This is a genomic window from Azospirillum sp. UENF 312511, assembly GCF_058780635.1.
On sequence record NZ_JBSNCG010000003.1, the window covers coordinates 1,498,651 to 1,518,408 of the forward strand.

Below are 19,758 nucleotides of genomic sequence, written 5' to 3' on the forward strand. Positions count from 1 at the left end.
TCCGGGTTTTATCAGGAAGCGCGCGGGCGCGCCAGAGGCGCAGCCTCCGAAAACGCCTATGACCGTCGGCCGCGATGCCTCATAATGCGTGTGTGTGCATGGTCGTGCGCACGCTCAACGAGCATAATAGGGTATGCCACCGGACATGCCGACGCCCGGACGCCTCTTCCTGGCCCTCGCGGCCCTGCTGGCGCTGGCCGCCTGCATGGGCGGAGACCTGCCGCAGACCCGCAAATCCCTGCCCGTCGCCCGCGGTTCGACGGAGCCAGTCCGCTTCGACGGCCTGTCGCTGGGCTCGATGCGGCGGGGCATGGTGACGGGGCGCTATGTCTGGGCGCTGGAGTGCTGGCCGCCCTACGAGGACGTCTATTGGACCAGCGGGCGCAGCCTGCACGAGAACTCCACCTTTCAGGAACGCTTCGCCGAGGTTCTGGCCGACGCCGGCTACGACGTGGCGGGTGTCCAGGGCAGCGATTACGAGGCGGAGTTCGACCGCAAGCGCGCCCGCTACATCCTGCGCGGCGACCTGCGCGCGGTGAACAGCGACCTGTGCCTCCGCCGGAGCTGGCTGACGGGGGCAGCGAGGGGGTGTCCGGCATCGGCAGCCTGCGGGTTGACTGGGCGGTCTACGACGCCGTGACGGGCCGGCTCGTCCACCGCGTCACCACCACGGGGGTGGCCCGCAAGGACAGCGGCGTGCCGCAGGGCGACGTCCTGCTGATCGAGGAGGCCTTCGGCACGGCGGTGGAGGCGCTGGGCGCCGACCCCGGCTTCCGCGCCGCGGTGTCGCGGGGCGGGGCGATAGCGTCAAGTGGCCCCGCCATAGTGTCAAGTGGCCGGAGGGGAGTGTCAACCGCCCCTCCGGGAGCGTCAAGTGCGGCCCCGGTAGTGTCAAGTGGGGTGGCAAGAGTGTCAAGTGCGCCCCCGGGAGCGTCAAGTGGCCCGGCCGTGGTGTCAACCGCGGCGGTCGAAACGGCGACGGTCGATCCCGGCGGTGCCTCCGCCGGACCGGCTCCCTTCCTGGAGGAGGCCCGCTCCCCGACCTTGATCTTGCGCATCGCCGACCCGCTCCAGGGCTACGCCGACGATCCCGCCGCCCGTGTGTCCGCCGCCACGGTTCGCGTCGGACCGGACGAGCGCAAAGGCCGGGGGATCGTGCTGGGCGAACTGGACGGCCAATCGCTTCTGCTGACGCTCGACGCCGGGCTGGACGTCACTGTCACCGTCGCGCCGTCCCGTGGGGTGTCGCTGGACGGAACGGTGATGGCGCGGGACCGCTCCGGCGGGATCGCCCTGGTCCGCGTGCCGGCCCGGCTGCGCGCGGCGCCGCTGCGTCTGGACGTTCCGGCGGTCAGCGAGCCGGTGATGGCGGTTCTGGAGCGGGGCGACGACACGGCGCCGGGAATCCTGGCGGCCCGGCGCGCCGATCTGCAAGCCGCGCCGGAGGTGGAGGCAACGCTGCTCCAGGCCGATTTGGCCGGGCCGGACCCGGCGCCGGGCGACCCGCTGGTGGACGAGGCGGGCAATCTGCTGGGCATCGCCCGCTCCGGTCCGCTGCCGAGCGGCGGGCACGGCCTGTCCGCCTTCGTCCCGGTGATGGAGGCGCTGGCCCGCCTGGGGGTGGAGGTGACGCAGCTCGCCCCCCGGCCAATTCCGTCACGTGGCAGACCCGCCCATGACGCCAGACTTGACGGGACCCGCCGTCCCCCCACATAGACCCGTGTTCCGATGTGCCTATGTCGGCCGGCGTCGCGCCGGGCCGTTCGGGCACGGGCGCCTCTTCCTTAGACCACGGTCCCGATGACTTCCCACGATCCCATCCAGTGGCACGGCACCACCATCCTCTCGGTCCGCAAGAACGGACAGGTGGTGATTGCCGGCGACGGCCAGGTGTCCGTCGGCCAGACGGTCATGAAATCGAACGCCCGCAAGGTGCGCTGGCTCGCCGGCGGCACGGTGATGGGCGGCTTCGCCGGCGCCACCGCCGACGCGCTGACCCTGTTCGAACGGCTGGAGACCAAGCTGGAGAAGCACCCCGGCCAGCTGCTGCGCGCCTGCGTGGAGATGGCCAAGGACTGGCGCACCGACCGCTATCTGCGCCGGCTGGAGGCCATGATGGCCGTGGCCGACCGCAACGTCAGCCTGATCCTGACCGGCAACGGCGACGTGCTGGAGCCGGAGGACGGCCTCATCGGCATCGGCTCCGGCGGTGCCTACGCCCTGTCGGCGGCGCGCGCGCTGGTCGACGTCGATGGTCTGGACGCGGAGGCCGTGGCCCGCAAGGCGATGAAGATCGCCGCCGGCATCTGCGTCTACACCAACGAGAACGTCACGCTCGAAAAGCTCTAACCCTCAGACCGGGTCCGCCACCATGACTGCCCCCAGCATCGCCGCCGCCACCGCCGCCTTCAGCCCGCGCGAGATCGTCTCCGAACTCGACCGCTACATCGTCGGCCAGCATGAGGCCAAGCGCGCGGTCGCCATCGCGCTGCGCAACCGCTGGCGCCGCCAGCAGCTCCCCGAGGGGCTGCGCGAGGAGGTTCTGCCCAAGAACATCCTGATGATCGGCCCGACCGGCGTCGGCAAGACGGAGATCGCCCGCCGTCTGGCGAAGCTGGCCCAGGCGCCCTTCCTGAAGGTCGAGGCGACCAAGTTCACCGAGGTCGGCTATGTTGGCCGCGACGTCGAGCAGATCGTCCGCGATCTGGTGGAGGCCGCCATCGGCCTGACCAAGGAGCGGCTGCGCAAGGAAGTGGCTGCCAAGGCCGAGCTGCGCGCCGAGGAGCGCGTGGTCGATGCGCTGTGCGGCGAGAACGCCAGCCCGGAGACGCGGCAGAAGTTCCGCAAGATGCTGCGCGAAGGCACGCTGAACGACCGCGAGATCGAAATCCAGGTGGCCGACACCGCCGGCGGCCTGCCGACCTTCGACATCCCCGGCATGCCGGGTGCCCAGATGGGCATGCTGAACCTGAACGACCTCTTCGGCAAGGCGATGGGCGGGCGCACCAAGTCCCGACGCATGTCCGTCGCCGAAAGCTACACCGTCCTGATGGCGGAAGAGTCGGACAAGCTGCTGGACCAGGAGAAGGTCGTTTCGGAAGCGATCCAGGCGGTCGAGCAGAACGGCATCGTCTTCCTCGACGAGATCGACAAGATTTCCGCCCGCTCCGACTACAAGGGCGGCGCCGATGTCAGCCGCGAGGGCGTGCAGCGCGACCTGCTGCCGCTGATCGAGGGCACGACCGTCAGCACCAAGCATGGCGCGGTGAAGACCGACCACATCCTGTTCATCGCCTCGGGCGCCTTCCACCTGTCCAAGCCGTCGGACCTGCTGCCGGAGCTGCAGGGCCGCCTGCCGATCCGCGTCGAGCTGAAGGCGCTGGAGCAGGAGGATTTCCGCCGCATCCTGACCGAGCCGGAAGCCAGCCTGATCAAGCAGTACAAGGCGCTGCTGAAGACCGAGGAGGTCGATCTCGTCTTCACCGACGACGCCATCGACGAGCTGGCCCGCCTCGCCACCGAAATCAACGCCACGGTGGAGAACATCGGGGCGCGGCGCCTGCACACCGTCCTGGAACGGTTGCTGGAGGACATTAGCTTCACCGCCAGCGACAAGGCCGGCCAGACCGTCACCATCGACGCGGAGACCGTCCGCGCCCAGGTGGGCGGCCTCGCCAAGAACGCCGACCTGTCGAAGTTCATTCTGTAAGCCGTCATACGGCGCCGCGGGGCGGTCCCCCGCGGCGCTTTTCCTCACCCGCCTTGATCGGCGGCCCGGCTGGCCTTAGGATGGCCGGCGTCTCACCACAGCAGGATGCGCAGAACGATGGATTTCAACCCGACCGCAACGTCCGTTCGTTTCGTCTTCGGGGAAATCCGCGTCCATGCCTGCTTCCATCACACCGCCCGCCATCACTCTGGCGAACCTGTCCTGGTCCACGCCTGACGGGCGTTCCGTCCTATCCGACATCAGCCTGGGATTCGGCCTTGAACGGACCGGGCTCGTCGGACGCAACGGCACCGGGAAATCGACCCTTCTCAAGCTGATGACGGGCGTGCTGCGCCCGCAATCCGGAACGGTGTCCGTCCGCGGCAGCCTGGGAATCCTGAATCAAAACCTGTCGGTGACACCGGACGACACGGTCGCCGGCCTGTTCGGCGCGACCGCCATGCTGGACCTGTTGCGCCGCGCCGAGCGGGGCGACGCGGACGCCGACGCGCTGGCCGAGGTGGATTGGACGCTGGAAGGCCGCATCCGGTCGGCGCTCGGCCGGGTGGGGCTGGAGGCGGAGCCCGAGACGCCGCTGACGCGCCTGTCGGGCGGGCAGCGCACGCGCGCCGCCCTGGCGGCGGCGATCTTTCCGGAGCCCGATGTCCTGCTGCTGGACGAGCCGACCAACGATCTCGACCGCGAGGGACGGGAGGCGGTCGTCGGGTTGCTGGCCGCCTGGCGGGCCGGGGCGGTGGTGGTCAGCCACGACCGGGAGCTGCTCGACCGCATGGACGCCATCGTCGAGCTGACCACCCTCGGCGCCACCCGCTACGGCGGAAACTGGAGCCAGTACCGCGCCGCCCGTGCGCTGGCCCTCGACGCCGCCCGCCACGATCTGGCGGATGCCGAGAAACGCGTGGCGGAGGCGGCCCGGACGGCGCAGGCCACCGCCGAACGCAAGGCGCGCAAGGACCGGGCGGGCCAGCGGAAGGCGGCGAAAGGCGATCTGCCGCGCATCCTCCTCGGCGGCCGGAAGGAGCGCAGCGAGGTCACCGGCGGCGACAACGCCCGCCGCGCCGCCCAGCAGAAGGCCGACGCGCTCGACGCTGTGGCCGGCGCCCGTGCGCGCATCGAAGTCCTTCAGCCGCTGTCGGTCGTGCTGCCGCCCACGGGTCTTCCGCCCGGCCGGACCGTGCTGACGCTCGACGCCGTCACCGCCGGCTATGAACCGGGAAGGCCGGTCGTCCGCGACCTGTCCCTCACCATCACCGGGCCGGAGCGCGTCGCCGTCACCGGCCCTAACGGGTCGGGCAAGACGACGCTGCTGGCGCTCGTCGCCGGCCATCACGCCCCCTGGTCCGGGACGGTCCGCGTCGTTGCCGGTGCGGTGATGCTCGACCAGCGGGTGAGCCTGCTCGATCCGTCGGAAACGATCCTGGACAATTTCCGGCGCCTCAACCCGCGGGAAGGGGAGAACGCCTGCCGGGCGTCGCTGGCCCGCTTCATGTTCCGCGCCGACGCCGCGTTGCAACGCGTGTCGACCCTCAGCGGCGGGCAGACGCTGCGCGCCGGCCTCGCCTGCGTCCTCGGCGGTGCCGTCCCTCCGCCCCTGCTGATCCTGGACGAGCCGACCAACCACCTGGACACCGACTCCATCGAAGCGGTGGAAGCCGGGCTGCGCGCCTATGACGGGGCGCTGCTGGTGGTCAGCCACGACGAGGCCTTCCTCGGCGCCATCGGGCTCACGCGCCGGCTGGACCTCACCAGTCCGTCAGGAAACGCTCCTTCGGCAGGTGGATGACCACCGACGTGCCGGTCCCCTCCAGCGAGCGGATCTCCAGCCGGCCACCGTGGCGTTCCACCAGGGACTTGGCGATGGACAGGCCGAGCCCGATCCCCTCGAACCGGCGGGCCAGCGAGGAATCACCCTGGAAGAAGGGCTGGAAGACGGTCTCCAGACGGTCCTCCGGAATGCCCACGCCGCTGTCGAACACCTCGGCCACCAGGGCGCCCGCGGAATCGACGCGGGCCGACACGCCGATGCGCCCGCCTTCCGGTGTGAACTTGATGGCGTTGGACAGGAGATGCAGCAGCACCTGCTTCAGAGCCCGCGGGTCGGCAAGCAGGGGCGGCAGCTCGCTGGCGATGTCGGCTTCGACCTGCAGCTTGCCGCGCTCCGCCCGCTTGGCGACCAGACGGACGCAGGACACCACCACGTCGCGGAAGTCGCAGAGCGCCTCCTCCAGACCGACCTGACCGGCCTCAATGGTGGCCATTTCCAGGAGATCGTTGATGTTGGCGAGCAGCAGCTCGCCCGACCGTTTGATTTCCGCCGCGAAGTTGACGTACATGGGGTTTTCCAGCGACCCCAGCATCTGCTGGTGAATCACGTCGGCGAAGCCCAGGATGCCGTTCAGCGGCGTGCGCAGCTCGTGGCTCATGTTGGCGAGGAAGGCGGTCTTGGCGCGGTTGGCCAGCTCCGCCGCCTCCTTGGCCTCGATCAGCGCCTGCTCGGCGGCCTTGAAGGCGCTGAGGTCGCGCAGCATCGCGACGAAGACGTGGAATCCCGGCAGGTCGATCTCCGACAGGGACAGCCAGACGACGATGACGGTGCCGTCCCGCCGGATCGCGGTCACTTCCCGCCCGACGCCGATGACCTGCCGCACCCCCGTCTCCTTGTAACGGCGCATGTAGGAGGCGTGCTGCGCGGCCTCCTCCGGCGGCATCAGGATGGTGATGTGCCGGCCGGTCAGCTCGTCCGGGCTGTAGCCGAGGAGCAGCTCCGCCGCCTGGTTGGCGGCCAGGATGATGCCGCGGGCGTCCACGGTCAGGATGGTTTCGACCGCCTGTTCCACGATGGCGCGGTTGCGCGCCTCGCTGCGCTGGAGTTCCTCATCGGCGGCGCGGGCGGTCGTCACATCCTCGATCACCGCGGCGAGAGCGCGCACCCGCCCGTCGGGGCCGTGCAGGCAGGACGGGCGCATGGCGGCGCGCATCACCCCGCCGTCGGCGCGCAGAAAGCGCTTTTCGAAGGGGTCCGGCGCCGCTTCCCCCCGCATCACCCGGCCGAAGCGCAGGCTTTCCCAGGCCCAGTCCTCCGGGTGGGTGACGTCGGCCAGATGCCGGCCGGCCATGTCCTGCGGGCTGTATCCCAGGCTGCGGGCGAAGGCGGGGTTGGCGGCCAGAATGCGCCCGTCCGGTGCGGCCACGACCATGCCGACCGACGCGCTGTCGAAGATGGTGCGGAACAGGGCGTCCGTCACGCCATCCTGGGGCATCACGGACCCGACCTCGGCGGTCATACGATAATCCCGTCTGGTCAAGCCTGGCTTCGGGGCAACCCAGGCTGGATGGTAAGGGATTCGGCGTGGCGAAAGCGAACGCGAAACGTCCGGTTGCCGAAGCCGAAGGTGCGACCGATTAACCCACAAGGCAAATCAGGACGTTGCGACGCTTCCGCCGACCGCTTTACCGCCGACCGTTCTACCGCCGCCGGGGAGCCACCCGCCGCCGCACCGCCGCACCGCCGCGGGCTGGCGCCTCGTCCAGCAGCAGGAGCAGCCGGTCCAGCGTCCCGTCGTCCAGGTCGTGGATGCGTTCGGCCAGCCGGTTCGCCAGCTTGGTCGCCTTCGGGTTGAGCCCGGCGGTGTCCACCGTCACCCGCGGGTGCGACAGGTCGGCCAGCCGTTCCAGCTCCTCCGCCTCGTCCCAGATGATGCCGAAATAGGCGCAGATCTGCCGGACGAGCTGGGCGGAGGGCTGGCCGCGCTTGCCATGCTCCAGCGCCGACAGATAGGCCGAGGAGATGTGCAGGTCGGCCGCCATCTGCTTGAGCGTCACGCTCTTGCCCTCGCGCAGGGCGCGGACCCGTTCGCCGAAGGGTGTCATCGCGGCCCCGTCCTACCGATGATGGTCGCGCCGCCGTTTGACGAGGACGTACAGCGCCCCTTCGCCGCCGTGCCGGGGCTGCGCCGGGCGCACCGCCAGCACCATCGGGCGCAGGGAGGCGTCGGCCAGCCAGCGCGGCACCGACTGGCGCAGCACGCCGACCCCGCCGGTGTAGGTCCCCTTGCCGGTGATGACCAGCACGCAGCGCCGCCCCTCGTGCCAGGCGCGGCGGACGAAGCCGGACAGCGCGCCGTGGGCCTGGTCCTGACTCATCCCGTGCAGGTCGATCCGCCCGTCGATCTCCATCTCGCCGCGCGCGAAGCGGTCGGCGGTGCGGCGGTCGATGTTGTCGAGATTGCCGACCTTCAGCGGCGGCTGCGACGGGCGCCCGCCCTTCGGCACACCGCCGCGTGGCGGCAGGGTGGGGGGTGGGGAGGCGGTGGTGGCGACCGGTTCCGGCTCGCCCGTGGGGGCGGCGGGAGGATCGGGGTCCTCGACGGTCCGGCCCGGCATCGGCTCCGCGTCGCGCATGGCGATCCGCCACAACCGCCGTTCCTCGGTGGAGACCGAGCGGCGGCGGCTCATGACGGGGACCTCGGCGCGGCCCGTCCGGGCGCGCGGGTCGAAGGGCAGGGCGGATCAAACACGGTGAAACACGGGTTCCGGCACGGACAACGCTCCGATAAACCCTTGAACGCTCAGCCGTGTCAATCCTCCACCAGCAGAATGTGAAGGCGCCGCGGCCCGTGGGCGCCCAGCTCGATCCGCATCTCGATGTCGCCGGTCCGCGACGGGCCGGTGATGAAGTTGACGGTGCGGGGCAGGGCGCCCTTTCCGCCATCCGTCGCCCCGGCGGCGCGCAGCCGGTCCCAGGCGTCCTCCATGGTGCCGACGATCTGGCCGCGCCGCAGCACGACGATGTGGGTGTCGGGCAGGAAGTTCAGCGTGGTCGGCCGCTCGGCCCCGGACAGCAGCATCAGCGTGCCGGTTTCCGCCACCCCGGCGGAGGCGCCGGTCAGCGACGCGCCGTCGCTGTCGCGGGCCCGCCCCTTGGTCACGGTCAGGGTCGGGCGCTGGTCCCAGGGGATGGCGTCCAGGGCGGCGTCCGGGGCGACGCGGACCTCGGCGGGCAGATTCAGCCCGGCCAGATAGTCGGCCACCGCCCCCGGCACCTCGGCCATCCCGCCCAGAAGTTCGACGGTTGCCGAGACCTCCGTGGCCATGGCGGCAAACAGCTCGACCTGCTCGTCGTGGGGACGCTGGGCGCGGGCCGGGATCAGGTTGCGCGGGTGGGTGGCGAGCCTCTGGCGCGCCTCCTCCGACCCCTCGGCGGAGTTCAGCGCCTTGCGGATGCCGCCCAGGATCTGGGCGCGGGCGGAGCCGGTGTCGGCCATGGTCAGCGCGTCCCCTTCTTTTCGGCCGCTTTCCGTTCGGCTGCCTTTTTCTGGGCCCACATCTGCTGGAAGGTCCTGCCTTCCGGCGCCGGCATGTCGCGGTGCTGCGTCCAGCCCTGGGCCAGCGGCAGGCGGGCGAAGCGCCCCTTGCCGCGGCCCAGCATCCCCAGCGCCCGCACCGCCATACGGGTGGCGGCGTGGTACAGCGCCGGGCGCCGGGCGAACCAGCCCCACAGGGCCAACCCCCGGCGCATGGCGGCGGGCTGGAGATTCTGTTCGAACTCCTTTTCCCGCCAGTGGCGCATCATCTTGGGCAGGGGGATGCGCATCGGGCAGACCGCCTCGCACCGCCCGCAGAAGGTGGAGGCGTTGGGCAGGTGCCCGGCCTCCTTCACCCCCAGCAACGCCGGCTGCATCACCGACCCGATCGGTCCCGGATAGACCCAGCCGTAGGCGTGGCCGCCGACCGATCCGTAGACCGGGCAGTGGTTCATGCAGGCGCCACAGCGGATGCAGCGCAGCACGTCCTGGAACTCGGTGCCCAGAAGCGCCGACCGCCCGTTGTCGAGCAGCACGACGTGGAACTCCTCCGGCCCGTCGAGGTCGCCGGGACGGCGCGGCCCGGTGGAGAAGGTGGTGTAGGCCGACGCCTCTTGGCCCGTCGCGGAGCGCGCCAGCAGGCGCAGCACCAGCGCCGCGTCCTCCAGCGTCGGCACCACCTTGTCGATGGTGGCGATCACCACATGGACGCGCGGCAGGATCTGGGTCAGGTCGCCGTTGCCCTCGTTGGTGACGATGACGGTCGAGCCGGTCTCCGCCACCATGATGTTGGCGCCGGTGATGCCGACGTCGGCCTGCTGGAACTTGCGGCGCAGCACCTGCCGCGCTTCGGCGATCAGCACCTTGGGCTCGTCCAAGACGCGGTCCGCCGGCAGGTCGGTGTGGGCTTGGCGGAAGGTGCCCTCCACGTCCGCCTTGGACAGGTGGAAGGCCGGGGCGATGATGTGGCTGGGTGGCTCGCGGCGGAGCTGGATGATGTATTCGCCCAGATCCGTCTCGATGGGGGTCAGGCCGTTGGCTTCCAGATAGTCGTTGATCCCGATCTCCTCCGAGATCATCGACTTGCCCTTGGTGACGGTCTTCGCCCTGACCTTGCGGCAGATGCCCAGGATGGCGTCGCGCGCCTCCTGGTCGGTGCGGCACCAGTGCACATGGCCGCCCTGCTCGGTGACCTTGCCCTCGAAGGCCTCCAGATAGGTGTCGAGGTTGGCCAGGACGTGGTTCTTCAGGTCGCGGCCCTGGTCGCGCAGCGCCTCGAACTCCGGCAGCCGGTCGGCGGCCTGTTTGCGGCGGTTGACGAAACCGGCCGGCGCGATGGCCAGGACCTTCTGAAGCCGCTCGTCGCTCAGCGCCTTGCGGGCGTTCTCGGGGAAGGCGTGGGTGGTCGGCTGCATCCTCTTCACGCCTTCTCGCCGATGGGAGGGGTGTCGGTGACGCCGGCCAGCACCTCCGCGACGTGGCGGACGCGGATGGCGGAGCCCTCGCGCTTCAGCTTGCCCGCCATGTTCAGCAGGCAGCCCATGTCGCCGGCCAGCAGCGTGTCGGCCTTCGTCTCCTTGATGTCCGCGGTCTTGGCCTCGACCATGCGGTTGGAGATGTCCGGGTACTTGACGCAGAAGGTGCCGCCGAAGCCGCAGCAGACCTCCGCCCCCGGAAGCTCGTTCAGCGTCAGCCCCTCGACCTTGGCCAGCAGGCGGCGCGGCTGCTCCTTGACGCCCAGCTCGCGCAGGCCGGAGCAGCTGTCGTGGTAGGTGATCGTGCCGTCGTAGCGCGCGCCGGTGTCCGTCACCCCCAGCACGTCGGTCAGGAAGGACACCAGCTCGTGCGTGCGTGCCGACAGGTGCTGCGCCCGCCCCGCCCAGGCCGGATCGTCGGCCAGAAGCTCCGGGTAATGCTTGCGGATCTGCCCGGCGCAGGAGCCGGAGGGGACGACCACGTGATCGAACCCCTCGAAGGCGGCGATGGTGCTGCGGGCGAGGTCGCGGGCGGTGGCGCGGTCGCCGGCGTTGAAGGCGGGCTGGCCGCAGCAGGTCTGGGACGCGGGCACCTCGACCGTGCAGCCGGCGTCCTCCAGCAGCTTCACCGCGGCGAAGCCGACCGTCGGGCGGTAGACATCGACGAGGCAGGTGACGAACAGCCCCACTCGGGGGGCGGGGCGGGTGTCGGCCATGGTGTCCTGTTCTTCTTGTGTGCTTATCCCCTCACGCTGGCGACTGTAGGTCGTCCTGTTGGGGATGGCAACGGGCCGGACCGGCGGCGTCCGGTCGCGGTACGCCGCTGGTCGAAGGGCCTCTGCACAACCAAAAGTAAAACGGTCGAACATACAGAAAGCGAAACAAACAATGGGGCAGGCATGCTTTCTGTTTCAAAAAGATGGAAAACGTTTTTACCAAAATGAAATCTAAATTCACATATCATCCGTATACGAAAACAGACCGGCCGATCAATTCGGTCATGGGGATCGTCTGGAAGTTGTAGCGATTATCGTGTGAGGGGAGGGGGAAGTCGATGAGTCTGATGGGATTTTTCCGGGGTGGGTCCAAGGACGGCAACGGGCGCGGCGCTGAACTGGCCGAGCTGACCGAAGCGCTCGACCTCTACGGCAACCACGCCGGCGTCGGCCTGTGGGACGCGGTGTTCCACAACGGCGACCCGGCGCATCCGCAGAGCCGCTGGACCTGGTCCGGGCAGTTCCGCCGCCTGCTCGGCTTCGAGGGCGAGCAGGATTTCCCGAACCTGATGACCTCCTGGTCGGACCGGCTGCACCCGGACGACAGCGCCCGCACCTTCGCCTCCTTCGGCGCCTTCCTGGCCGACGCCAGCGGCCGCACGCCCTTCAACGTGCGCTACCGCGTGAAGATGCGCGACGGCTCCTACCGCTGGTTCCGCGCCATCGGCGGCTGCCGGCGCAACGCGGCCGGCGTGGCGCTGCGCGCCTGCGGCTCGCTGATCGACGTCCAGGAGGAGGAGGAGATGCGCCAGCGCGCCGGCTCCCTCGCCGCCGACTTCGACGTGAAGGTCAAGAGCGTGGTGCAGGCGGTGTCCGGCAGCTCGGCCGACATGCAGGGCGTGTCGCGCCAGCTCGGCGCCCTGTCGGAACGGTCGACCCGCCAGAGCGCGGAGGCCGCTGCCGCCACCGCCCAGGCGGCGTCCAACGTCCAGGCGGTGGCGGCCGCCGCTGAGCAGCTCTCCGCCTCCATCGGGGAAATCGGCCAGCAAGTCGAGCGGTCGGTCGCCATCGCCCGCGAGGCGGTGTCGCGCACCGAGCAGATCGGCGGCACCGCCGACAGCCTCGCCCAGTCGGCGCAGCTCATCGGCGACGTGGTCAAGCTGATCCAGGGCATCGCCGGCCAGACCAACCTGCTGGCGCTGAACGCCACCATCGAGGCGGCGCGGGCCGGCGAGGCCGGCAAGGGCTTCGCCGTGGTGGCGAGCGAAGTGAAGAGCCTCGCCAACCAGACCGCCAAGGCGACCGAGGACATCTCCGCCCAGATCGCCGGCATCCAGGCGGCGACCAACCAGACGATCGGCGCCATCCAGGGCATCGGCGAGACGATCCGGTCGATCAACGAGATCTCCACCACCATCGCCTCGGCCGTGCAGGAGCAGGCGGCGGCGACCCAGGAGATTTCCAACAACGTCGCCCAGGCCGCCCGCGGCACCGACGAGATCGCCCGCAGCATCGAGGCGGTCAGCGTGGCGGCGAACGAGACGGCGCAGGCCTCCACCCTCGTCATCCGCTCCTCCTCCGATTTGTCCGGCCAGTCCGACAGCCTGAAGCATCAGGTCGAGACCTTCCTGCAGGCGCTGAAGGCGTCCTGACGGACAGCCGGCGCGGGGAAGGGGGTTCCCTGCGCCGGCCCTCTATCGACGTCCCATTGTTCAGGCCACCAGGGTCACCGCAATCGTGCACATGACGACGCCGATGCCGGTGTCGAGCGCCCGCCACGCGCCGGGCCGGGCGAAGACGGGCCGCAGCAGGCGCGCACCAAAACCCAGCGCGAAGAAGAACAGGAGGGACGCGGTCATCGCCCCCAGCGCGAAGGCGTGCTTGCCCTCGGCGAACTGGGTGGACACCGACCCGACCAGCACCACCGTGTCCAGATAGACGTGCGGGTTCAGCCAAGTCAGCGCCAAGCAGGTCGCCAGCGTCGCGCCGAGCCCCGCCGGAACCGCCGAAGCCGGGTCCAGCGCGCCGCCCGCCCGCCAGGCCGAGCGGAAGCTGCGCAGCCCGTAGACCAGCAGGAAGGCCGCCCCGGCGTAGCGGGTCGCCGTCTCCAGCCAGGGCAGCCATTGGGCGGCCTGGGCGAAGCCGCCGATCCCGGCCAGGATCAGCAGGGCGTCCGACACCGCGCAGGTCGCGCAGACGGCCAGCACATGCTCCCCGCGCAGGCCCTGGCGCAGCACGAAGGCGTTCTGCGCGCCGATGGCGACGATCAGGCTGAGACCCAGCAGAAGGCCGGGAAGAAAGGCGGAGAGCATGGCGGCCCCATTCGTTGGCGATATCGGTGGCGGAGGCCGTTCCCCTACCATCGCCGTCCGGATTAGAATAACTAAAGTCCCTTATGCTGATTAAGGAACGCTAATCCCATGCTGGACTACGCCCTGCTCGCCGCACTGGCAGCGGTCGTCCGCACCGGCAGTTTCGAGCGGGCAGCGGCGCAGCTCCACGTCACCCCCTCCGCCGTGTCGCAGCGGGTGAAGCTGCTGGAGGAGCGGATGGGGACGATCCTGGTGGTGCGCGGATCGCCCTGCACCGGCACCCCCGCCGGCCTGCGGCTGAGCCAGCACGCGGAGCGGGTGGCCCTGCTGGAGAGCGAGCTGCGCGACGGGCTCCCCGGCCTGCCGCAGGACGGGCCGGCGGTGACCGTGCGCATGGCGGTCAACGCCGACAGCCTCGCCACATGGTTCGTCGCCGCCATGGCCGGGACGCCGGGCGTGCTGTTCGACCTCGTCCTCGACGATCAGGAACACAGCGCCGACTGGCTGCGTCGGGGGGAAGTGCTGGCGGCGGTGACGTCCGGCGCCCAGCCGGTGCAGGGCTGCGACAGCACCCCGCTGGGTGCCTTGCGCTACGTGGCGACAGCGAGCCCGGACTTCCTGCGCCGGCATTTTCCGGACGGGGTGGCGGCGGCGGCTTTGGCGCGCGCGCCGCGTCTGACCTACAACAGCAAGGACCGCTTGCAGACGCAGTGGACCCGTCAGGCCTTCGGGGTGGAGATCGCCTCGCCGACGCACTGGATGCCCTCCACCCACGCCTTCGTGGACGCGGCTCTGGCCGGGCTCGGCTGGGGCATGAATCCGGAGCCGCTGGTCGCCGGCCCTCTGCGCGACGGGCGGCTGGTGGCGCTGGTGCCCGACCAGCCGCTCGACGTGCCGCTGTTCTGGCAGCGCAGCCGCATCGCCAGCCGCACTCTGGCCGACATCACGCGCTCGGTGTTGACGACGGCGCGCGCCCAGTTGACGCAAGTGTGACGCCTGAAGCGGATTGCGATCCGCTTTGGACCGCGACTGCGGCCCCGGTCGCACATGCGACCGGAGCCCGCCGGCGAATGAGGCGATGTGAACCGCTAAAGCGAACGGAAGTTCGCTTTAGCGGTTCGCCGCCGGCACCATCATGCTCGCCAGGAAGAGGGCGGCGGCGGCGACCACGATGCTCGGCCCGCCCGGCAGGTCCCAGTTCAGCGAGGAGAGCAGGCCGCCCAGCACCGCGGCGATCCCGAAGACCGAGGCCAGGGCGGCCATCGCCTCCGGCGTGCGGGAGAAGCGGCGGGCCGCCGCCGCCGGGATGATGAGGAGCGAGGTGATCAGCAGGATGCCGACGATCTTCATCGCCGCCGCGATGACCAGCGCGATCAGCAGCATGAAGGCCAGCCGCAGCGCCTCGACCGGCATGCCCTCCACCCGCGCCAGATCCTCGTCCACCGTCACCGCCAGCAGCCGGCGCCACAGCAGCAGCAGCCCGCCCAGCGCCGCCGCCCCGCCGGTGTAGATCCAGGCCAGATCGCCGGTGGTGACGCTCAGGATGTCGCCGAACAGATAGGCGACCAGATCGACGCGCAACGTCTCCAGGAAGGCGATGGCGACGAGGCCCAGCGACAGCGACGAATGCGACAGGATGCCCAGCACGGTGTCCGTGGCCAGCGCGCGGCGCCGCTGCAGCCCGACCAGCGCCAGCGCCAGCGCGACGCAGACGCCGACCACGCCGATCAGCGGGTTGACGCCCAGCAGGAAGCCCAGCGCCACCCCCAGCAGGGCGGAATGGGCCAACGTGTCGCCGAAATAGGCCATGCGCCGCCACACCACGAAGGACCCCAGCGGGCCGGCGACCAGCGCGATGCCGCAGCCGGCGGCCAGCGCGCGCAGAACGAAATCATCCATGGCAGCAATCCCCGTCATGGCCGGGCACCACGGCGCCGTCGCTGGCGTGCGCGTGGTCGTGGTGGTGGACATAGACGGCCAGCGCGTCGGCGTGGCCGCCGAACAGCGCGCGGTATTCCGGGTGGCGCCGCACGTCCTCCGGCGCGCCCTGGCAGCAGACATGGCCGTTGAGGCAGAGCACGCGGTCGGTGCGGGCCATCACCGTGTGCAGGTCGTGGCTGACCAACAGCACGCCGCAGCCGCGGGTGCGGCGCAGCGTCTCGATGCGCCCGAACAGCTCGGCCTGCCCATGGACGTCCACCGCCTGGTCGGGCTCGTCGAGGACGAGAAGCTCGGGATCGCCCAGCAAGGCGCGGGCCAGCAGCACCCGCTGCATCTCGCCGCCGGACACCGTCTGGACCGGGCTGGCGGCGAGGTGGGAGACGCCGGCCTCCTCCAGCGCCGCGGTGATGCGCGCCTCGGTCACCGGGCGCCACAGCGCCAGGAAGCGGCGGACGGTCAGGGGCAGGGTCGCGTCGACGGTCAGGCGCTGCGGCATGTAGCCGATGCGCAGGCCCCGGCGGCGCTCCACCACCCCGGACGAGGCGCGGACGAGGCCCAGCACGGCGCGCACCAGCGTCGTCTTGCCGGCGCCGTTGGGGCCGATCAGCGTGACGATCTCGCCGGGCCGCACCTCCAGATCCACGCGGTCGAGGATCGTCCGCCCGCCCAGCCGCACCGTCAGGCCCTTGGTGTCGACCAGGGGAGGGGCCAGGGACGGGGCCGGGGACGAGACTGACGAACGCGCCGCGTGGGGGGCCGCGTGATGGGCCCCATGATGGATTGACATGTTATGTTATAACGTGACATTGCTGGAAACGAAGACAGCTATGCGCCGGAAAGACCCGGCTGTCCAGTCAGACGATGAGGAACCCACCCATGCGCGCCGCGATGCGTCCCCTGCCGCTCCTTGCCCTTGCTGCGACCCTAACCGCCGCCAGCCCGGCGCTGGCCGAGGCGCCGAAGGTCGTCGCCTCGATCAAGCCGGTCCATTCCCTGGTCGCCGCGGTGATGGAGGGGGTGGCGGAGCCGGCGCTGATCGTGCGCGGCGCCGCGTCTCCACACACCTACGCCATGAAGCCGTCGGACGCGAAGGCGCTGGCCGCCGCCGATCTCGTCTTCTGGATCGGACCGGAGCTGGAGGGCTTCCTCGACAAGCCGGTGACGGCGAACGCCAGGAAGGCCACCTCCGTCACGCTGCTGGAGGCGCCGGGCGTCACCCTGCTCGACGCCCGCGAAGGCGGCGCCTGGGAGGCCCACGATCATGGGCATGAGCACAAGCACGATCACGGGCACGACCATAAGCATGACGACAAGCACGACCATGAGGACGAGCACGGGCATGACGAGGTGAACACCCACATCTGGCTTTCCCCCGCCAACGCCCGCGCCATGGTCGCGGCGATCGCCGAGGCGCTGGCGGCCAAGGACCCGGCCAACGCCGCCGCCTACACCGCCAACGCCGAGCGCACCACCCGCTCCATCGACGCGCTCGACGCGGAGCTGAAGGCAACGCTGGCTCCGGTGGCCGGCAAGCCCTTCGTCGTCTTCCACGACGCCTATCAGTATTTCGAGGCGCAGTACGGCCTGAACGGCGTCGGCGCCATCACCGTCAACCCGGAACGCCGCCCCTCAGCCAAGCGGCTGTCGGAGATCCGCGCCAAGATCGGCGGCCTCGGCGCCGCCTGTGTCTTCGCCGAACCGCAGTTCGAGCCGGCCCTGGTCAACACCATCGTCGAGGGCACCCCGGCGAAGAAGGGCGTGCTCGACCCCGAAGGGGCGGACCTGAAGGACGGCCCCGGCCTCTACCCCGCGCTGATGCGCAACATCGCCGCCTCGCTGAAGGATTGCCTGGGGTCCTGACGCGTCTCGGCGCTTAAGCCTTGCCCCCGGCTGTGCTAGACCCGTGTCGGAATTCTCCCAGGGAGGCAGGCATGAAGATCGGGGTCGTCGGGTGCGCGGGGCGCATGGGGCAGATGCTGGTGCGCGAGATCGCCGCCACGCCGGGCTGCACGCTGGCCGGCGGCACGGAGCGGGTGGGCGGCCCCGCGCTCGGCAAGGACATCGGTGTCCTCGCCGGCCTCGAACCGCTGGGCGTCGTCGCCATCGAGGACACGGCGGCGCTGTTCGCCGAGGCCGATGCGGTGATCGACTTCACCAGCCCCGACGCCAGCGTCCGCCACGCGGCGCTGGCCGCCCAGTCGGAAACGGTGCTGGTCATCGGCACGACCGGCATCGGCCCGGCCCAGCAGGAGGCCATCGCCCAGGCCGCCACCCACACCCCGATCGTCCAGTCGCCGAACATGTCGCTGGGCGTCAACCTGCTGCTGGCGCTGGTCGAGCAGGTCGGCCGCGCGCTGGGCGACGACTACGACATCGACATCCTGGAGATGCACCACCGCAACAAGGTGGACGCGCCCTCGGGCACCGCGCTCGGCCTTGGCCGGGCGGCGGCGGCGGGGCGCGGGGTGGCGCTGGAGGATGTCTGGCAGAAGGTCCGCGACGGCCACACCGGCGTCCGCCCGCGCGGCGAGATCGGCTTCGCCACGCTGCGCGGCGGCGACGTGATCGGCGACCACACGGTGGTCTTCGCCGCCGAAGGCGAGCGGGTCGAGCTGACCCACAAGGCGTCGGGCCGCCAGATCTACGCCAAGGGCGCCGTCCGCGCGGCGCTGTGGGCCAACGACAAGCAGCCGGGCCTCTACAGCATGAAGGACGTGCTGGGTCTCTGACCGGTCAGGCTGCCCCTCAAGCGGCCGCCTCGTCCTCCGGCATGGCGTGCCCCTGCTCCCAGGCGAGCAGGGCGCGCTTGCGGGGGACGCCGTAGCGGTAGTTGTGGATGATCCCCGACTTCTGGATCACCCGGTGGCAGGGGATCAGCACGCAGACCGGGTTGCGCCCCACCGCCGCCCCCACCGCCCGCATGGCGGTCGGCTGGCCGATGGCGCGGGCCACGTCCTCGTAGGACACGACGGCGCCGGAGGGGATGCGCAGCAGCGCCTCCCACACCTTGATCTGGAAATTGGTGCCCTTCATCAGCAGGCGCAGCGGTTCACCCCCTGCGGAACCGTCCCAGCGGAAGGCGCGGGCGGCGACCGGGCGGGTGGCGTCGGCGTCCTCCACCAGACGGGCGGCGGGCCAGGCGGCGGCCATCTCGGCCAGCGCGTCGCGCCCGTCCTCCTCCTCGGCGAAGCTCAGCCAGCAGACGCCGCGCTCGGTGGCGGCGACCAGCGACGGGCCGAAGGGGGTGGGGTGCAGACCCCAGCGGATGGTCAGCCCGCCGCCCAGCGCCTTGTACTCGCCGGGCGTCATCGCCTCGCAGGCGACGAACAGGTCGTGCAGCCGCGACGGGCCGGACAGGCCGACGTCCAGCGCCACGTCCAGCACGCTCTGGTTCGCGGCGAGCAGACGCTTGGCGTTGTCCAGCGTCAGGAACTGCAGGAAGCGCTTCGGGCTAATCCCCGCCCATTGGGTGAACAACCGCTGGAAATGGAAGGGGCTCATGCCGGCGACCGCGGCCAGCTCGTCCAGCCCCGGCTGGTCCTGCCAGTGGTCCACGAGATGGCGGATGGCGGAGGCGATGGCGCGGTGACGCCGCGCGTCGACCGGATCTTCAGCAGGGTTCAGGCACGGCATGGCGGTTCTCTCCCAGGCTCCATGTCCGGCGCAGGATGCGCCGCCGGAGCGGGCCGACCAACCCGTTTCTTGCGCAACGCGCCTTGCGGTCAGGGCACCGGTTCGGGGTGGCAGGGGGCACGGCGCCACAGGGCCAGCGCGCCGCGCAGCGCCTTGGCGAAGTCCGCCCGCTCGTCCGGCGTCAGGAAGGCGCCGACGGTCACCGACTGCCCATGCGAGGAGAGAGTGACTTGGCCGCCGTGCCGGGGCGGGCCGTCCAGGGTGACGCGCAGCCAGTTGGGCTGAAGGCTCCAGCGCCGCTCCGGTTTGTTCCAGACGACGCGCTGGACGGTCAGGTCGGCGTCGGTCAGGCGCACCCGCTCGTACAGTTGGGCGGCACGGTTGTTGACGCGGAAGGCCAGCCAGAGGATCAACACGTCCAGCCCGCAGAAGGGCACCACCGGCCACGCCCCGTTGGCGGCGAAGATGCCGGCGATCAGCAGGTTGACGAGAATCACCACGCCCATCAGGACACGGAACCCGTGCCGACCCAGACTGCGGTGCGGGTGCAGGATCGCGTCGAAGAAGACGCGGGAAGCCGGGGGCAGATTATGACGGGCCATGGTCATGCACACAAACTGGTGTGGCTTGGGCGCGGGTTCCAGCCGT

20 protein-coding genes are annotated in these 19,758 nt (G+C 70.7%); 9 read left to right on the top strand and 11 right to left on the bottom strand.

Annotated features, from left to right (window positions below):
* Positions 1-145 precede the first annotated feature (145 nt).
* The 5 genes from ACWPN7_RS18420 to ACWPN7_RS18440 all read left to right on the top strand — a co-directional run bounded on the left by ACWPN7_RS18420 (position 146) and on the right by ACWPN7_RS18440 (position 5,513).
* Complete coding sequence (locus ACWPN7_RS18420) at positions 146-640, top strand: hypothetical protein (RefSeq protein ID WP_492273405.1); 495 nt, start codon at positions 146-148, stop codon at positions 638-640.
* Positions 589-1,716: a hypothetical protein gene (locus ACWPN7_RS18425; protein WP_492273406.1), complete on the top strand. Its 1,128-nt coding sequence runs from the start codon at positions 589-591 to the stop codon at positions 1,714-1,716. The genes ACWPN7_RS18420 and ACWPN7_RS18425 overlap by 52 nt, the downstream gene beginning before the upstream one ends.
* An 84-nt stretch (positions 1,717-1,800) precedes the next feature.
* Positions 1,801-2,349 (top strand): ATP-dependent protease subunit HslV, encoded by a 549-nt coding sequence (gene hslV / locus ACWPN7_RS18430; protein ID WP_014238902.1) that lies wholly within the window; start codon positions 1,801-1,803, stop codon positions 2,347-2,349.
* A gap of 22 nt (positions 2,350-2,371) precedes the next feature.
* The gene (gene hslU / locus ACWPN7_RS18435; RefSeq protein ID WP_038530235.1) at positions 2,372-3,709 is read left to right on the top strand and encodes an ATP-dependent protease ATPase subunit HslU; all 1,338 of its coding nucleotides are present in this window, start codon (positions 2,372-2,374) and stop codon (positions 3,707-3,709) included.
* Between the two features lie 175 nt (positions 3,710-3,884).
* On the top strand, positions 3,885-5,513 hold the full coding sequence (locus ACWPN7_RS18440; protein WP_459196131.1) for an ABC-F family ATP-binding cassette domain-containing protein: 1,629 nt from the start codon (positions 3,885-3,887) through the stop codon (positions 5,511-5,513).
* Here ACWPN7_RS18440 and ACWPN7_RS18445 read toward each other — a convergent pair.
* The 6 genes from ACWPN7_RS18445 to ACWPN7_RS18470 form a co-directional block, all read right to left on the bottom strand.
* Complete coding sequence (locus ACWPN7_RS18445) at positions 5,473-7,014, bottom strand: sensor histidine kinase (RefSeq protein WP_200475389.1); 1,542 nt, start codon at positions 7,012-7,014, stop codon at positions 5,473-5,475. The two genes, ACWPN7_RS18440 and ACWPN7_RS18445, sit on opposite strands and share 41 nt — an antisense overlap.
* Before the next feature lie 181 nt (positions 7,015-7,195).
* Positions 7,196-7,600, bottom strand: coding sequence for a helix-turn-helix domain-containing protein (locus tag ACWPN7_RS18450; RefSeq protein ID WP_149650018.1), 405 nt, complete (start codon positions 7,598-7,600; stop codon positions 7,196-7,198).
* Between the two features lie 12 nt (positions 7,601-7,612).
* Positions 7,613-8,185 (bottom strand): Smr/MutS family protein, encoded by a 573-nt coding sequence (locus ACWPN7_RS18455; protein WP_038530243.1) that lies wholly within the window; start codon positions 8,183-8,185, stop codon positions 7,613-7,615.
* A gap of 122 nt (positions 8,186-8,307) precedes the next feature.
* Positions 8,308-8,994: a LutC/YkgG family protein gene (locus ACWPN7_RS18460; RefSeq protein WP_459196130.1), complete on the bottom strand. Its 687-nt coding sequence runs from the start codon at positions 8,992-8,994 to the stop codon at positions 8,308-8,310.
* A gap of 2 nt (positions 8,995-8,996) precedes the next feature.
* On the bottom strand, positions 8,997-10,448 hold the full coding sequence (locus ACWPN7_RS18465) for a LutB/LldF family L-lactate oxidation iron-sulfur protein (protein ID WP_459196129.1): 1,452 nt from the start codon (positions 10,446-10,448) through the stop codon (positions 8,997-8,999).
* A gap of 5 nt (positions 10,449-10,453) precedes the next feature.
* A complete protein-coding gene (locus ACWPN7_RS18470) occupies positions 10,454-11,224 on the bottom strand; it encodes a (Fe-S)-binding protein (protein ID WP_038530250.1) in 771 nt (256 codons plus the stop codon).
* Positions 11,225-11,562: 338 nt separating this feature from the next.
* On the opposite strand from ACWPN7_RS18470, the gene ACWPN7_RS18475 reads away from it, so the two are divergent.
* Positions 11,563-12,876: a methyl-accepting chemotaxis protein gene (locus tag ACWPN7_RS18475; protein ID WP_103039963.1), complete on the top strand. Its 1,314-nt coding sequence runs from the start codon at positions 11,563-11,565 to the stop codon at positions 12,874-12,876.
* A gap of 60 nt (positions 12,877-12,936) precedes the next feature.
* Here the strand turns inward: ACWPN7_RS18475 and ACWPN7_RS18480 are convergent, their stop codons facing one another.
* The gene (locus ACWPN7_RS18480) at positions 12,937-13,536 is read right to left on the bottom strand and encodes a LysE/ArgO family amino acid transporter (RefSeq protein ID WP_201042880.1); all 600 of its coding nucleotides are present in this window, start codon (positions 13,534-13,536) and stop codon (positions 12,937-12,939) included.
* Positions 13,537-13,644: 108 nt separating this feature from the next.
* Here ACWPN7_RS18480 and ACWPN7_RS18485 point away from each other — a divergent pair, with 108 nt between their 5' ends.
* Positions 13,645-14,529 carry a LysR family transcriptional regulator ArgP gene (locus ACWPN7_RS18485; RefSeq protein WP_459196128.1) on the top strand — a complete coding sequence of 295 codons (885 nt, stop codon included), beginning with the start codon at positions 13,645-13,647 and terminating at the stop codon, positions 14,527-14,529.
* A 117-nt stretch (positions 14,530-14,646) separates the two neighbouring features.
* Here the strand turns inward: ACWPN7_RS18485 and znuB are convergent, their stop codons facing one another.
* Positions 14,647-15,435 carry a zinc ABC transporter permease subunit ZnuB gene (gene znuB, locus ACWPN7_RS18490; protein ID WP_038530258.1) on the bottom strand — a complete coding sequence of 263 codons (789 nt, stop codon included), beginning with the start codon at positions 15,433-15,435 and terminating at the stop codon, positions 14,647-14,649.
* Complete coding sequence (znuC, locus tag ACWPN7_RS18495) at positions 15,428-16,264, bottom strand: zinc ABC transporter ATP-binding protein ZnuC (protein WP_211103695.1); 837 nt, start codon at positions 16,262-16,264, stop codon at positions 15,428-15,430. Before znuC ends, znuB begins: the two co-directional genes overlap by 8 nt.
* Positions 16,265-16,353: 89 nt before the next feature.
* On the opposite strand from znuC, the gene znuA reads away from it, so the two are divergent.
* Entirely contained in the window at positions 16,354-17,337 is a 984-nt protein-coding gene (gene znuA / locus ACWPN7_RS18500) for a zinc ABC transporter substrate-binding protein ZnuA (RefSeq protein ID WP_456530413.1), read from the top strand.
* 71 nt (positions 17,338-17,408) lie between these two features.
* Positions 17,409-18,206, top strand: coding sequence for a 4-hydroxy-tetrahydrodipicolinate reductase (gene dapB / locus ACWPN7_RS18505; RefSeq protein ID WP_014238885.1), 798 nt, complete (start codon positions 17,409-17,411; stop codon positions 18,204-18,206).
* 16 nt (positions 18,207-18,222) lie between these two features.
* Here the strand turns inward: dapB and ACWPN7_RS18510 are convergent, their stop codons facing one another.
* Positions 18,223-19,110: a bifunctional transcriptional activator/DNA repair enzyme AdaA gene (locus ACWPN7_RS18510; RefSeq protein WP_459196127.1), complete on the bottom strand. Its 888-nt coding sequence runs from the start codon at positions 19,108-19,110 to the stop codon at positions 18,223-18,225.
* 89 nt (positions 19,111-19,199) lie between these two features.
* Entirely contained in the window at positions 19,200-19,712 is a 513-nt protein-coding gene (locus ACWPN7_RS18515) for a DUF2244 domain-containing protein (RefSeq protein ID WP_459196126.1), read from the bottom strand.
* Between the last annotated feature and the right edge of the window lie 46 nt (positions 19,713-19,758).